11 protein-coding genes and 1 riboswitch are annotated in these 14,191 nt (G+C 62.2%); of the genes, 6 read left to right on the forward strand and 5 right to left on the reverse strand.

The genetic code is table 11. The features are described from left to right. Positions 1–94 precede the first annotated feature (94 nt). The 3 genes from msbA (at position 95) to A7317_RS02285 (ending at position 4,370) form a co-directional block, all read left to right on the forward strand. Positions 95–1,900, forward strand: a complete 1,806-nt coding sequence (msbA, locus tag A7317_RS02275) for a lipid A export permease/ATP-binding protein MsbA (protein ID WP_069075136.1) — start codon at positions 95–97, stop codon at positions 1,898–1,900. 117 nt (positions 1,901–2,017) lie between these two features. Beyond that, positions 2,018–3,442, forward strand: coding sequence for a bifunctional D-glycero-beta-D-manno-heptose-7-phosphate kinase/D-glycero-beta-D-manno-heptose 1-phosphate adenylyltransferase HldE (hldE, locus tag A7317_RS02280; protein WP_024073046.1), 1,425 nt, complete (start codon positions 2,018–2,020; stop codon positions 3,440–3,442). Beyond that, complete coding sequence (locus tag A7317_RS02285; RefSeq protein WP_069075137.1) at positions 3,435–4,370, forward strand: NAD-dependent epimerase/dehydratase family protein; 936 nt, start codon at positions 3,435–3,437, stop codon at positions 4,368–4,370. The genes hldE and A7317_RS02285 overlap by 8 nt, the downstream gene beginning before the upstream one ends. Positions 4,371–4,443: 73 nt before the next feature. On the opposite strand, the gene A7317_RS02290 is transcribed toward A7317_RS02285, so the two are convergent. The 4 genes from A7317_RS02290 to A7317_RS02305 form a co-directional block, all read right to left on the reverse strand. After that, positions 4,444–5,412 (reverse strand): hypothetical protein, encoded by a 969-nt coding sequence (locus tag A7317_RS02290; protein WP_024073048.1) that lies wholly within the window; start codon positions 5,410–5,412, stop codon positions 4,444–4,446. A gap of 41 nt (positions 5,413–5,453) precedes the next feature. Further along, positions 5,454–6,266 (reverse strand): aldo/keto reductase, encoded by an 813-nt coding sequence (locus tag A7317_RS02295; RefSeq protein ID WP_024073049.1) that lies wholly within the window; start codon positions 6,264–6,266, stop codon positions 5,454–5,456. Further along, entirely contained in the window at positions 6,263–7,438 is a 1,176-nt protein-coding gene (locus tag A7317_RS02300; protein ID WP_069075138.1) for an NAD(P)/FAD-dependent oxidoreductase, read from the reverse strand. Before A7317_RS02300 ends, A7317_RS02295 begins: the two co-directional genes overlap by 4 nt. A gap of 86 nt (positions 7,439–7,524) precedes the next feature. Beyond that, the gene (locus tag A7317_RS02305; RefSeq protein WP_024073051.1) at positions 7,525–7,860 is read right to left on the reverse strand and encodes a DMT family transporter; all 336 of its coding nucleotides are present in this window, start codon (positions 7,858–7,860) and stop codon (positions 7,525–7,527) included. A 103-nt stretch (positions 7,861–7,963) separates the two neighbouring features. On the opposite strand from A7317_RS02305, the gene A7317_RS02310 reads away from it, so the two are divergent. Continuing rightward, the gene (locus tag A7317_RS02310; protein ID WP_024073052.1) at positions 7,964–8,854 is read left to right on the forward strand and encodes a LysR family transcriptional regulator; all 891 of its coding nucleotides are present in this window, start codon (positions 7,964–7,966) and stop codon (positions 8,852–8,854) included. A 23-nt stretch (positions 8,855–8,877) separates the two neighbouring features. Next, the gene (gene waaA / locus A7317_RS02315) at positions 8,878–10,155 is read left to right on the forward strand and encodes a lipid IV(A) 3-deoxy-D-manno-octulosonic acid transferase (RefSeq protein WP_069075139.1); all 1,278 of its coding nucleotides are present in this window, start codon (positions 8,878–8,880) and stop codon (positions 10,153–10,155) included. 123 nt (positions 10,156–10,278) lie between these two features. On the opposite strand, the gene A7317_RS02320 is transcribed toward waaA, so the two are convergent. Beyond that, on the reverse strand, positions 10,279–11,718 hold the full coding sequence (locus A7317_RS02320) for a TolC family outer membrane protein (protein WP_069075140.1): 1,440 nt from the start codon (positions 11,716–11,718) through the stop codon (positions 10,279–10,281). 196 nt (positions 11,719–11,914) lie between these two features. Then, positions 11,915–12,020: riboswitch (TPP riboswitch) on the forward strand. 148 nt (positions 12,021–12,168) lie between these two features. On the opposite strand from A7317_RS02320, the gene thiC reads away from it, so the two are divergent. After that, positions 12,169–14,073: a phosphomethylpyrimidine synthase ThiC gene (gene thiC, locus A7317_RS02325; RefSeq protein ID WP_024073055.1), complete on the forward strand. Its 1,905-nt coding sequence runs from the start codon at positions 12,169–12,171 to the stop codon at positions 14,071–14,073. The last annotated feature ends 118 nt before the right edge of the window (positions 14,074–14,191 follow it).

Raw genomic sequence — 14,191 nt, forward strand, 5'->3', positions numbered from 1 at the left:
GGTTGGATCCAACCGGGTTGTGGGTCATGCCGGGTGCAAGTACAACAGAGAAGCTGTGCTAAAGTCAGCCTCCTTTTTCAAAACGCCGCGTGATATGACCGACTCCAGTCCGAGCGCAAGCCCTTCGAGCTTGAAAATATACTTCCGCCTGCTCAGTTACGTCAGGCCCTACGCGGGCTTGTTCGCGCTGAGTATCGTCGGATTTCTGATTTTCGCGTCGACCCAGCCAATGCTGGGTTACATCCTCAAGTACTTTGTCGACGGCCTTTCCAATCCGGAAGCTGTGCTGTTCCCCAGCGTGCCGTTCCTGCGTGACCTGCAGTTGCTGCAAGCCGTGCCGCTGCTGATCATCCTGATCGCGGCCTGGCAGGGCCTGGGTTCGTTCCTGGGCAACTACCTGCTGGCCAAGGTGTCACTGGGCCTGGTCCATGACCTGCGCGTGCAGTTGTTCAATAACCTGCTGACCCTGCCCAACCGCTATTTCGACAATCACAACTCAGGGCACCTGATTTCGCGCATCACCTTCAACGTGACCATGGTCACGGGGGCGGCGACCGATGCGATCAAGGTGGTGATACGCGAAGGCATGACGGTGATCTTCCTGTTTGCCTCGCTGCTGTTCATGAACTGGCGCCTGACGCTGGTGATGATCGCCATCCTGCCGCTGATCGCGGTGATGGTCAGCACGGCCAGCAAGAAATTCCGCAAGCAGAGCAAGAAGATCCAGGTCGCCATGGGCGACGTCACCCACGTGGCCTCGGAAACCATCCAGGGCTACCGCGTGGTGCGCAGCTTCGGCGGCGAAGTCTACGAGGAGAAGCGCTTCCTCAAGGCCAGCCAGAGCAACACCAACAAACAGTTGAGCATGACCCGCACCGGGGCGATCTACACCCCGGCCCTGCAACTGGTGATCTACACCGCCATGGCGGTGCTGATGTTCCTGGTTCTTTATCTTCGCGGTGACGCGTCGGCCGGTGACATGGTGGCCTACATCACCTTGGCCGGTTTGCTGCCCAAGCCGATCCGCCAGCTTTCGGAAGTCAGCTCGACTATCCAGAAGGGCGTGGCCGGCGCCGAAAGCATTTTCGAGCAGTTGGACGAAGAAGTTGAAGTCGACCGCGGCACCATCGAGCGTGACCAGGTCAATGGGCGCCTGGAAGTGCGCAACCTGAACTTCACCTACCCCGGTACCGAGCGCCATGTCCTCAAGGACATCAGCTTTACCGCCGAACCTGGGCAGATGATCGCCCTGGTCGGGCGCTCGGGCAGCGGCAAGTCGACCCTGGCCAGCCTGATCCCGCGTTTCTACCACCATGAAAGCGGGGAAATCCTGCTGGATGGCGTCGAGATCGAAGACTACAAGCTGCTCAACCTGCGCAAGCATATTGCCCAGGTGACCCAGCATGTGACGCTGTTCAGCGACACGGTGAACAACAACATCGCCTACGGCGACCTGGCCGGCGCGCCCCGGGCCGACGTTGAAGCGGCGGCGGCGGATGCCAATGCCAAGGACTTCATCGACCAGTTGCCCAAGGGCTTCGATACCCAGGTCGGCGAAAATGGCGTGCTGCTGTCCGGTGGTCAACGCCAGCGCCTGGCCATTGCCCGTGCCTTGCTGAAGAACGCGCCGCTGCTGATTCTCGACGAGGCCACCTCGGCCCTCGACACCGAGTCCGAGCGGCATATCCAGGCCGCCTTGGACAAGGTCATGCAAGGCCGCACCACTCTGGTGATCGCGCACCGCTTGTCCACCATCGAGAAGGCCGACCTGATCCTGGTGATGGACGACGGTCGCATTGTCGAGCGTGGCACCCACAGCGAACTGCTCGCGCAGAATGGCTACTACGCCCGCTTGCATGCCATGGGCCTGGATGCGCCGGTTACTGCTGATATCACCTGATCCTGTGGGAGCCGGCTTGCCTCGACAAGCCGGCGCCCACATTGCAACCCTCCCGCAAACCTCCCGCAACCCTGTGCTAATATCGCGCCCCTGTTCATTTTGTATGTGGGTTGCTCCATGAAGTTGTCCATGCCGCGATTCGATCAAGCCCCTGTCTTGGTGGTCGGCGATGTCATGCTCGACCGTTACTGGCATGGCGGTACCTCACGGATTTCCCCTGAGGCGCCGGTACCGGTAGTCAAGGTCGAGCAAATCGAAGACCGTCCAGGCGGCGCTGCCAACGTTGCCCTTAATATTGCCGCCCTCGGCGCCCCAGCTTCTCTGGTGGGTGTGACCGGCGACGACGAAGCCGCCGACAGCCTGGCCAACAGCCTGCGTGGCGCCGGTGTACGCGCGGTGTTCCAACGCATCGCCCATCAGCCGACGATCGTCAAGTTGCGGGTGATGAGTCGTCACCAGCAATTGCTGCGTATCGATTTTGAAGAACCCTTCGCCACCGACGCCCAGGCCCTCAGCAGCCAGGTCGACGCGTTGCTCGAAGGCATCAAGGTGCTGGTGTTGTCCGACTACGGCAAAGGCGCCTTGAGGAACCACCAGGTACTGATCCAGGCCGCCAAGGCCCGCAACATTCCGGTATTGGCCGATCCCAAGGGCAAGGACTTCTCGATCTATCGGGGCGCCAGCCTGATCACCCCGAACCTCAGCGAGTTCGAAGCCATCGTTGGCGGTTGCGCCGACGAACATGAGCTGGTGAGCAAGGGCGCAACGCTGATGGCCGAGCTTGATTTGGGCGCCTTGCTGGTGACCCGTGGCGAGCACGGCATGACCTTGCTGCGCCCCGACCACCCGGCGATGCACCTGCCGGCACGGGCCCGTGAAGTGTTCGACGTCACCGGCGCCGGTGACACCGTGATTTCCACCCTGGCCGCGTCCATTGCGGCCGGCGAGGAACTGCCCCACGCGGTAGCCCTGGCCAACCTGGCGGCGGGCATCGTGGTCGGCAAGCTGGGGACCGCGGCCATCAGCGCGCCTGAATTGCGCCGGGCGATCCAGCGTTCCGAAGGTTCGGAGCGTGGCGTGCTGACGATCGAGCAATTGCTGCTGGCGATCGACGATGCGCGAGCCCACAACGAAAGCATTGTGTTCACCAACGGTTGCTTCGACATCCTGCACGCCGGCCACGTGACCTACCTGGAGCAGGCGCGCGCCCAAGGCGATCGCCTGATCGTCGCGGTCAACGACGACGCTTCGGTCAGCCGTCTCAAAGGCCCTGGTCGTCCGATCAACAGTGTTGACCGGCGCATGGCGGTGCTCGCTGGCCTGGGCGCGGTAGATTGGGTCATCAGCTTCCCGGAAGCCACGCCTGAGAACCTGCTGGCCCAGGTCAAGCCGGACGTGTTGGTCAAGGGCGGTGATTATTCCGTCGACCAGGTCGTGGGAGCCGATATCGTCAGTGCCTACGGCGGTAAGGTCAAAGTGCTGGGTTTGGTCGAGAACAGCTCGACCACCGCCATCGTCGAGAAGATCCGCAACAATGAGTAACGCTGATAAGCGGGTCCTGATTACCGGGGGGGCGGGCTTTATTGGCTCGCACCTGGTCGATGCCTTGCTCGCCAAGGGTTATGCCGTGCGGGTGCTGGATGACCTGTCCACCGGCAAGCGCAGCAACCTGGCGCTGGACAATCCTCGCGTCGAACTGGTTGAGGGCGATGTTGCTGACGCAGCGCTGGTGGCGCGTGCGGCGGTCGGCGTTTGTGCAGTGGTCCACCTGGCTGCCGTGGCCTCGGTCCAGGCGTCGGTGGATGACCCGGTCAGTACGCACCAGAGTAATTTCGTCGGCACCTTGAATGTGTGCGAAGCCATGCGCAAGGCCGGTGTGAAGCGTGTGGTGTTTGCCTCCAGTGCCGCGGTGTATGGCAACAACGGCGAGGGCGCTTCGATTGACGAAGAGACCACCAAGGCACCGTTGACACCCTATGCCTCGGACAAGCTGGCCGGTGAGCACTATTTCGACTTCTACCGCCGCCAGCATGGCCTGGAGCCGGTGATCTTCCGTTTCTTCAATATCTTCGGGCCACGCCAGGATCCGTCCTCGCCGTATTCCGGGGTGATCAGTATCTTCAGTGAGCGTGTGCAACAGGGCGTGCCGATTGCCGTGTTCGGCGACGGTGAGCAAACCCGCGATTTCATGTACGTGGAAGACCTGGTGGACGTGCTGGTGCAGGCTATCGAGGTCGAGGATGCACCGCTGGGGGCGATCAACGTGGGCTGGAACCGCACCACCACGCTCAAGCAGGTGTTGCAGGCGCTGGAAGAGGTGGTTGGCGCGCTGCCGGTTATCACTTACGGGCCGGCGCGCTCGGGGGATATCCGGCATTCGCGGGCGAATAACCAGAGGTTGTTGGCCAACTTCAAACTGCCAGAGCCCACCCCATTGAAGGTAGGCCTCGAGCGGCTGCTTAACGGCTGATCTGATCGAATGTGGGGGCTCGAGGGCTCCCATATTCGTCCTGCTCCATGAAGCGTTCTGCGTTCCTTGGGCGCTAGCGACTGGCCTTTTTCTTCGGCACGATCTTGCGCAGCATCTGCCGCGCCTTGCCGGTCAGGGCTTTCAATTTCGATTCTTTTTCAGGTTGTGACAGGCCTTGCTGCCTGAGCCAATCCTTCCAGCGAATGCGCTCGTCACGCACCACCCAGCCCTCCTGCTGAGCGAAGCTTTCGGCCAGGTACAAACCCCGAGTGCTCGCCGGGTACAGTTGGTCTTTCTTGACCGTGTACAGCTCGGGCAGCGGCTGGCCGTCCTTAAGCGGCATGAGGTACAGGTCCGGACGTTGGCGATCCAGGCGTGCGACCAGTTGGTCGCCTTCCAGTCGTTCATCCACATGGAACAGGCTCAGGGACTTGGCTTCCTTCGGCACTTCCAGGCGCAAGTCATAGATCAGTTGCAGCGACGCCGTGGGCAGGTGCACGTAGGCTCGTGGGCGTTCGATCAATTGGGTTGTCGCACAGCGCACCGGGCGTGCCGCGCCGGACAGTGGGCTGAGGCGAAACGGCAGGGCTTCGCGGTAGTGCAGGGCTGAGGAGTAGGGGGCCGGTAGCCAGGTATCGTTGAAACGTCCGCTCAGCCAGCCTTCGGGGGTTTCCAGCAGGCATTCTTCGGCAATTTCCTGGATGGCGGTGTGCAGCGGCAGGTTCAGTTCATGGGCGGGGACATAGCCGGAGATCAGCTTGAGCACCACATCGCCCCGATCCTGGCGGCGCTGGCGCACCAGTACCCAGTAATCCTTGTTTTGCCAATGCAGGGTCAGGCGCACTGATACCCCGAGGTTCGCCAGTTCCAGGACAAAACGCTCGGGGTCTGCCACCTCGACCGGCTTGCGTCGTTGCAGGGTCTGGGCGAAGTTGAGCGGCATGCCGACGCTCTGGTAACTCAAGCCTTCGGGGGTCGCTTCGACGTGCAGCGGCAGTGTCTTGAAGTTGCTGGGGTTTTTTCTTATGAGGGTTCGCGGCATGTCGGCTCCTTCCTGCGACGGGGTCGGCCGCGTCGGCGGCATCAGAGTTGACGAATGACCTGGGCAGCGGTCGCCACGTTATGAGCCAGGTGCAGCGGATTAATGGTCCCGACAATAGCACTGGCGACGCCCGTTTGCGCAAACAACAACATGAAACTGGCGCGAACTGGATCCATTCCAGGCTCCAGGCACACGTGGCCGCTGGCCAAGGCTTTTTTCACCAGGATGCCCTTGCCATGGACCGCTGCATAATCAATGACGGCTTTCTCGGCCTGTTCGTTCAGATTGTAGGTGACCATCGCACAATCACCCTGTTCCAGGGCCTTCACACCGCCCTCGACAGTTTTGCCGGAGAAGCCGAAACCACGGATCTTGCCTTCGCGTTTCAGCTCGGCCAGGGTCTGGTAGACCTCGCAGTCGTTGAGGATATGCAGGTCATTGCCGTCGGAATGCACCAGCACCAGGTCGATGAAGTCCGTTTCCAGTCGTTTCAGGCTGCGCTCGACCGACATTCGGGTATGGGCCGCGCTGAAATCGTGCCGGGACACGCCTTCCTCGAACTCTTCGCCGACCTTGCTGACAATCACCCAGTCCTGGCGCTGGCCGCGTAACAGCGGGCCCAGGCGTTCTTCACTGCGGCCGTAGGCGGGAGCGGTGTCGATCAGGTTGATGCCCAGTTGGCGGGCTTGGCGTAGCAGCATCCGCGCTTCGTCATCATCGGGAATCTGGAAGCCGCTGGGGTATTTCACCCCTTGGTCGCGGCCCAGCTTGACGGTGCCCAGGCCCAGCGGCGACACCAGCAGGCCGGTGCTGCCCAGGGGGCGATGCAGGTCGTGCAGGGTGGGCAAGGTCATGGCAGCAGTTGCTCCCAGGCGGGTTGGCCGATGGCGGGCTTGGGCAGGTAGGGAAGCGGGGTGGCCGGGCCTGGGTGGATACCGTCGCGCTCCAGGGCGTGGATCACTCGATCGGCGAAGTCCGGCGCCAGGGCCAGTTTGGTCGGCCAGCCCACCAGCAGGTGGCCTTCTTCGGCGAGGAAGGCGTTGTCGGGGCGGCTCAGGCCCGATTGCAGCGGCTCGGCGCGGTCGACGCGCAGGGTGGCCCACTGGGTCTGGCTCATGTCGATCCACGGCAGCAAATGCGCCAGCTCTTTCTGGGCCGTGGCGATTTGCTCTTCAGGCGTGCGCGCCACGCCATCGGCCTCGGCAATTTCGCCGCCCAGGTACCAGACCCAATTGCCATCGGCGGCCGGGTGGGTGGTGACGGTAACGCGCGGCTTGGTACCGCCGCCCAGGCAGTGGGCGTACAGCGGCTTCAACCCTGGGCCTTTGGCGATGATCATGTGCAACGGGCGTGTCTGCATGGCCGGCTGGCTCAGGCCCAGGGCCGCCAGCAACTCTGCAGTGCCGCCGCCGGCACTCAATACGATGCGCTGGGCGCGGATCTCGCGGCCATCGACTTTCAAGCCGATCAATGTGTCGCCATCGCGCAGCGGTTCGATGTGTTGCCCGGCGAGCAAGCCATCACCGGCCAGTTGCGCCAGGCGTTCGATCAGGCTGGGAACATCGATGACCAATTCCGCCAGGCGATAGACCTTGCCCTTGAAACGGCGGTCTTGCAGGGCCAGCGGCAGATCGTCGCCCTTGACCTGGTCGACACGGCCGCGCACGGCCTTGCTGGCGAAAAAGCTGGTGAGGTTGCCGGCGAGTGTGCCAGGGGACCAGAGGTAATGGGCTTCAGACAGCAGGCGCACGCCGGACAAGTCCAGCTCGCCGTTGCCCGCGAGCGCTTCGCGCCAGCGGCGCGGCATATCGGAAATCGCCTCGGAGGCGCCGGTGAGGGCGCCGTGCAGGGCGTACTTGGCGCCGCCGTGAATGATCCCCTGAGACTTCACGCTCTGCCCGCCACCGAGGGTGGCGCTTTCCACCACCACCGTGGAAAAACCCTGGCGGCGCAGGCGCGCATTGAGCCAGAGGCCGGCAACCCCGGCGCCGACAATCAGAACGTCGGTGGAAATAACGGATGGCATGGGCAACCTCAGTGTTCAAATCAAGTTGCCAAGTATACAGACTCAACGGATCGATCTTTGCCCGGGATCAATATTGGCAGGGGATCTCAGTGGCCGGCGGTTTTCGAGAAGAGCTGAATCACCACTACGCCCAACACGATCAAGCCCATCCCGAGCATTGCCGGCAGATCGAGCTTCTGGCCATAGATGAACAGCGCGGCAATGCTGACCATCACAATGCCCATCCCGGCCCAAACCGCGTAGGCCACACCCACGGGGACGGTACGCACCACCAGGGTCAGCATCCAGAAGGCCACGCCGTAGCCCACGATCACCAGCAACAGCGGGATAGGGGTGCTCCAGCCCTTGATGGCTTTCATGGACACGGTGGCGATCACTTCCGAGCAGATGGCAATGGCCAGGTAGTAGTAGGCAGGGTTCATGGGTAGATCCTCGGTGTAGAGCGCACTTGATGATGTCGGTATTTTAGGGCTTCGCTAGATGGGGTAAAGTCATTACCTATCTGGATTGGAGATAGGTTGAGCCATGGGCGTGCAGTGGAATCTGGAGCAGATGCGCTTGTTTGTCAGGGTGGCCGAGCAGCGCTCGTTTTCGGCAGTGGCGCGGGAGCAGCGCAAGGCGCAGTCGGCGGTCAGCAATGGGATCGCCCTGCTGGAGGCGGACTTGGGCGTGAGCCTGTTCGAGCGCAGCAGTGGCCGCCAGCCGCGCCTGACCGAAGCCGGCACGGTGTTGCTCGAAGAAGCGAAGGAGGTCTTGCGCCAGTGCGAACGCCTCAATGGCCGCGCGATGTCGTTGATGCGTGGCGAGGAAGCTTGTCTGCGCCTGGCCCAGGATGAGGCGATGCTCTATCAGCCGGTTCTGGATAGTCTCGATGCCTTGGCCGGACGCTTTCCCAACCTGGAGGTGCAATTGTCCAGCGCGGCCCAGGGGGATGTCGCCCGCAAGCTGGTGGAGCGCAAGGCCGACCTGGGCATGCTGTTTTATCACGACCAGATCCCGGAAGCGTTGGAGCGGCGGGTGGTGGGCAGTGTGGAGATGGTCACGGTGTGCGGTCGCAACCATCCCCTGGCGGCGCAGGCAACCGTGGACTGCCAGCGCCTGGCGCAATTTCGCCAGTTGCTGATGTCGACCCAGACCAGCGTCTATCCCGGCAGCGAGGCCGCCAGCCCGCAGGTGTGGCGTGCCGACAGCTTCTACGTGCTGGCCGAGTGGCTGACCCGTGGCCTGGGCTGGGCGTGGTTGCCCCGGCACGTGGTGCAGTACCCGTCGTACCAGAACCTGATGGTCGAACTGGACAGCGAATGGACGCCACCGGCGTTGGTGGTCGAGCTGGTGTGGCGCCGCGATGAGCCCCTCGGCCCCGCCGCGCGCTTTCTCGCCGAACGTTTTGCCGAGTGCTTGCAGGCGATCGACTGAAAAAGCCGATAAACTCCGCCGCCATGAATAGAACTCTCTACAGCTGTCTGTTTTACCTGGCGCTGCCGTTGGTGGCCTTACGTCTGTGGTTGCGTGCGCGCAAGGCGCCGGCCTATGCCCAACGCGTGGCCGAGCGGTTTTCCTATGGCTTGCCGGTGATGCAACCCGACGGGATCTGGGTGCATGCCGTGTCGGTGGGGGAAAGCATCGCCGCCGCGCCGATGATTCGCGGGCTGTTGGCGCGTTATCCACAACTGCCCATCACCGTCACCTGCATGACGCCCACCGGGTCCGAGCGCATCCAGGCGTTGTTCGCCAACGAGCCGCGCATCCAGCATTGCTACCTGCCTTACGATTTGCCCTGTGCGGCCAAGCGTTTTCTTGATCGCGTGCAGCCGAAGCTGGCCGTGATCATGGAAACCGAGCTGTGGCCCAACCATATCCATGCCTGCGCCCAACGCGGTATTCCGGTGGCGCTGGCCAATGCGCGGTTATCGGCGCGTTCGGCCAAGGGGTATGCGCGTTTCGCCAAGCTGACGGCACCGATGCTGGCGCAGATGAGCCTGTTCGCCGTGCAGACGCACACCGAGGCCCAGCGGTTTCTCAGCCTGGGTGCGCGCCCCGAAACCGTGACGGTGACTGGCTCGATCAAGTTCGACCTGACCGTCGACCCCCAATTGCCGGTGCGTGCCGCTGCCCTGCGCGAGCAGTGGGGTGCCACTGAGCGCCCGGTGTGGATCGCCGCCAGTACCCACGAAGGCGAAGATGAAGTGGTGCTCGCCGCCCATCGCCAACTGCTCGAAAGCTACCCCAACGCGTTGCTGATTCTGGTGCCGCGTCACCAGGAACGCTTCGGCCCGATGTTCGAGCTGTGTGGGCAACAGGGGTTTGCCACGGTGCGGCGCTCCAGCGGTGAGCCGGTCACCGCGCAGACCTCGGTGCTGCTCGGTGACACCATGGGCGAATTGCTGTTTCTGTATGCCTTGGCCGACAGCGCTTTCGTCGGTGGCAGCCTGGTGGCGACCGGTGGGCATAATCCGCTGGAACCGGCGGCGCTGGCCAAGCCGGTGATCATGGGGCCCCACGTGTTCAACTTCCTCGAAATTACCGCGATGATGCGCGAAGCGGGTGCGTTGCGGGAGGTGGATGACGCCGAAGGGTTGGCCGAGGCCGTGCGGCAACTGTTCGAGCTGCCGCAGGACGCCCAGCGGATGGCGCAGGCGGGGCTTAAGGTGATGCAGGCCAACCAGGGCGCTTTGAAGCGATTGTTGGATGGCCTTGATCGCCTGATAACTCACTGACGCACTGGCGAGCCAAATGTGGAAGGGGGCTTGCCCCCGATGACGGAGTGTCAGTCAACATGAGTTCACCTGGTACACCGCTATCGGGGGCAAGCCCCCTCCCACAGGGTTTTTACGGTGTGTTCAATTACCTGGGCGGGCTTTCAACTGCTCGGCCGCCGCCTTGGCCAGGTCCGGCGGCAGGAAGTCCTTGTCCGGGTTGTAGTCGGCCTTGAGGTAGCGCGCCAGGTCCTGCAGGTCCCCTGGGTTCAACGTGCCCGCCGCCTGTTTCAGGCGCAGGTTGTCGAGGATGTAGTCATAGCGGCTGTTGTTGTAGTTGCGCACCGACGTGTAGAGCTGGCGCTGGGCGTCGAGCACGTCGACGATATTGCGCGTACCCACCTGGTAACCGATTTCCGTGGCTTCCACCGCGCTCTGGTTGGAGATGATCGACTGGCGGCGTGCCTGGACCTGTTCCACATCGGTGTTCACTGCGCGGTGCAGGTTGCGCGTATTTTCCACCACCTGGCGGCGCAGGCCTTCGCGTTGCTGCTCGGTCTGGCCGAGGCGCGAATAGGATTCGCGCACTTGCGAGCTGGTCAAGCCGCCGCTGTAGAGCGGTATGTTCAGGCGCAGGCCAATGGTACGTTGCGAGACATCGCCACCATAAGGCGTGCCGAAGGCATTCGGGTTACTGAAGCCCAGCGCGTCGTTATCGCCCTTTTCATACTGCGCCACGGCGTCCAGGGTGGGGGCGTGCCCGGCCTTGCGCTGCTTGAGCGTTTCCTCGGCGGCGGTCACCGCATAGTTGCTGGCAAGCAGGTTGAGGTTCTGGCGGCCGGCGGTCTCGACCCAGGCCTTGGCGTCGTTCGGCAGCGGCGGCAACACCGGCAGCGTATGCACAATGCCCTGGATCGAATTGTATTGACGGTTGGTCAGGGTGATCAGCGCTTCGAAGGCGTCATCTACCTGGCGTTGCGCGACGATCCGGTTGGCTCGCGCGGTGTCGTAGCTGGCCTGGGATTGCAGCACATCGGTTTTGTCCGACAGGCCCACGTCGAAGCGTTCGTTGGACTGGTCCAGTTGGCGCTTGAACGCATTTTCTTCGGCCTTGGTCGAGGCCAGGTTGTCCTGGGCACGCAGCACGGCGAAGTAGTTCTCGGCGCTTTGCAGAATCAGGTTCTGTTCGGTGGCCGAGAGTTGCAGCGCGGCCTGTTCGTTGACGGCTTCGGCGGCTTGCAACTGGAACCAGCGGTCGGCACGGAACAAGGGCTGGCTCAAGGTCGCGCGCCAGGAGTGGGCATCGCGGTTGGCGGTGGCGGCCGGGGTGTCGATCTGGGTGCGCACATTATTGATATCGGCACCGGCCGACAAATTCGGTAGCAGGCCGGCGCGGGCCTGGGGCACCACTTCTTTCTGTGCGCCATATTGGGCGCGGGCAGCGGCGAGGTCGGCGTTGTTGTCTACCGCCTCCTGATAGACGCTGACCAGGTCGGTTCTGGCGGACAAGGGCGCTTCAGCTGCCCAGACCATTCCATTGGTCGCACAAGACACGGCAAGAGCCAGTGAGAGTTTGCGCAGCATGAGGCGATCCCTAGTGTGAATATTACGGCGATAATTTAGCGCCCAAGGCTAAAGCTGGCCATTCCTGGCGTCAAGCGTTGAGGCAGCATCCGAGTGTAGTGGCGCAACCACGGCACAACAATCCCGCAAATGCGCCATTCATCACGCTGAATGCACGGCTATTGGCAATTTGCCCCCACCCTGGTCTAGACTGGCCACGTTCTTGTCGGGGTGCCTTGTTTGAAGGCTGAGATCGGTAAATACCGGATCCCGTTGAACCTGATCAGGTTAGCGCCTGCGTAGGGAACAAGATTTCTCGTCACCCGGCGAGTCCTCTTGTGCTTCGTCCGGGATGTTGTTCGACAATCGAACAGCCTTCGTGCACCAAGCACAGCACTGTTTTCAGTGCGTCCATCCGTCACAGGTTCGCTCCGACAAAAATCCACCGCCTGGATAGTTGGAGAGCCCGTGATGAGCACCGAATTAAAAAGCCAAAAATCAAAAAATACCGTGCACTTGAGTGAGTCGGCCAAAGTCGATTCCGGTTCCGTGCAGCCGTTTACCCGCTCGCAAAAAATCTACGTGCCAGGCACTCGCCCGGACATTCGCGTACCGATGCGCGAAATCAGCCTGGACGTCACACCCACCGATTTCGGCGGTGAAATCAATGCGCCCGTGGTGGTCTACGACACCTCCGGCCCCTACACCGACCCCAACGTCATCATCGACGTGCGCAAAGGCCTGGGCGATGTGCGCTCGCCGTGGATCGAGTCCCGGGGCGATACCGAGCGCCTGTCCGGCCTGAGCTCGCACTTCGGCCAGCAGCGCCTGAACGATGCCGAGCTGACCGCCCTGCGCTTTGCCCACGTGAAGAACCCGCGCCGCGCCAAGGCCGGTGCCAACGTCACCCAGATGCATTACGCGCGCAAAGGCATCATCACCGCCGAGATGGAATACGTCGCCATCCGCGAAAACATGAAGCTTGAAGAAGCCCGCGCCAGTGGCCTGCTCGACCAGCAACACGCCGGCCACAGCTTCGGCGCCAGCGTGCCGAAAATCATCACTCCGGAGTTCGTGCGCGAAGAAATCGCCCGTGGTCGCGCAATCATTCCAGCCAACATCAACCACACCGAACTGGAACCGATGATCATCGGCCGTAACTTCCTGGTGAAGATCAACGGCAACATCGGCAACAGCGCCTTGGGTTCGTCCATCGAAGAAGAAGTGGCGAAACTGACCTGGGGCATTCGTTGGGGCTCGGACACGGTGATGGACTTGTCCACCGGCAAGCACATCCACGAAACCCGCGAATGGATCATTCGCAACTCGCCGGTGCCGATCGGTACCGTGCCGATCTACCAGGCCCTGGAAAAAGTCGGTGGCGCCGCTGAAGACCTGACCTGGGAGCTGTTCCGCGACACCCTGATCGAACAGGCCGAGCAAGGCGTCGACTACTTCACCATCCACGCCGGGGTGTTGCTGCGCTACGTACCACTGACCGCCAAGCGTGTCACCGGCATCGTCTCCCGTGGCGGTTCGATCATGGCCAAGTGGTGCCTGGCGCACCATAAAGAGAACTTCACCTACACGCATTTCGACGAAATCTGCGAAATCATGAAGGCCTATGACGTCAGCTTCTCCCTGGGCGATGGCTTGCGTCCGGGTTCGATTGCCGACGCCAACGACGCCGCGCAATTCGGCGAGCTGGAGACCCTTGGCGAACTGACCAAGATCGCCTGGAAGCACGATGTGCAAACCATGATCGAAGGCCCCGGCCACGTGCCGATGCAATTGATCAAGGAGAACATGGACAAGCAACTCGAGTGCTGCGACGAGGCGCCGTTCTATACCCTCGGCCCGCTGACCACCGACATCGCACCCGGCTACGACCACATTACATCGGGCATCGGTGCGGCAATGATCGGCTGGTTCGGTTGCGCCATGCTCTGCTACGTCACGCCCAAGGAACACCTGGGCCTGCCGAACAAGGATGATGTGAAGACCGGGATCATCACCTACAAGATCGCCGCCCATGCAGCCGATCTCGCGAAAGGTCATCCGGGTGCGCAAATCCGCGATAACGCCTTGAGCAAGGCGCGCTTCGAGTTCCGTTGGGAAGACCAGTTCAACCTCGGCCTCGATCCGGACACCGCGCGGTCCTATCACGATGAAACCCTGCCGAAGGACTCGGCCAAGGTCGCGCATTTCTGCTCGATGTGCGGGCCGAAGTTCTGCTCGATGAAAATCACCCAGGAAGTGCGTGAGTACGCGGCCAACCAGCGCATTGACGCGGTGGATGTGGACGTGGCCAAAGGCCTGGCCGAGCAGGCGGAGCGGTTCAAGCAGGAAGGCAGCCAGCTTTATAAGAAGGTCTGATCCAGAGACGGCGGTGCCTGTACCGCCGTCATCGGGGCGGTGCGACGACTCGACAAGCTCCCTCCCACATATTGACTGAGCCATACACAGTTTTTGTGTTCACAGCCGATCCAATGTG

The organism is Pseudomonas fluorescens (genome assembly GCF_001708445.1).
In the GTDB taxonomy this organism is placed as follows: Bacteria; Pseudomonadota; Gammaproteobacteria; order Pseudomonadales; family Pseudomonadaceae; genus Aquipseudomonas; species Aquipseudomonas gorinensis.

Excerpts from the sequence above, each read along its gene's own strand:
- A7317_RS02290 (WP_024073048.1), bottom strand. The coding sequence starts at position 5,412 with ATGCCGCGAACCCTCATAAGAAAAAACCCCAGCAACTTCAAGACACTG.
- A7317_RS02310 (WP_024073052.1), top strand. The coding sequence starts at position 7,964 with ATGGGCGTGCAGTGGAATCTGGAGCAGATGCGCTTGTTTGTCAGGGTG.
- A7317_RS02300 (WP_069075138.1), bottom strand. The coding sequence starts at position 7,438 with ATGCCATCCGTTATTTCCACCGACGTTCTGATTGTCGGCGCCGGGGTT.
- hldE (WP_024073046.1), top strand. The coding sequence starts at position 2,018 with ATGAAGTTGTCCATGCCGCGATTCGATCAAGCCCCTGTCTTGGTGGTC.
- A7317_RS02320 (WP_069075140.1), bottom strand. The coding sequence starts at position 11,718 with ATGCTGCGCAAACTCTCACTGGCTCTTGCCGTGTCTTGTGCGACCAAT.
- waaA (WP_069075139.1), top strand. The coding sequence starts at position 8,878 with ATGAATAGAACTCTCTACAGCTGTCTGTTTTACCTGGCGCTGCCGTTG.
- A7317_RS02285 (WP_069075137.1), top strand. The coding sequence starts at position 3,435 with ATGAGTAACGCTGATAAGCGGGTCCTGATTACCGGGGGGGCGGGCTTT.
- A7317_RS02295 (WP_024073049.1), bottom strand. The coding sequence starts at position 6,266 with ATGACCTTGCCCACCCTGCACGACCTGCATCGCCCCCTGGGCAGCACC.
- A7317_RS02305 (WP_024073051.1), bottom strand. The coding sequence starts at position 7,860 with ATGAACCCTGCCTACTACTACCTGGCCATTGCCATCTGCTCGGAAGTG.
- thiC (WP_024073055.1), top strand. The coding sequence starts at position 12,169 with ATGAGCACCGAATTAAAAAGCCAAAAATCAAAAAATACCGTGCACTTG.
- msbA (WP_069075136.1), top strand. The coding sequence starts at position 95 with ATGACCGACTCCAGTCCGAGCGCAAGCCCTTCGAGCTTGAAAATATAC.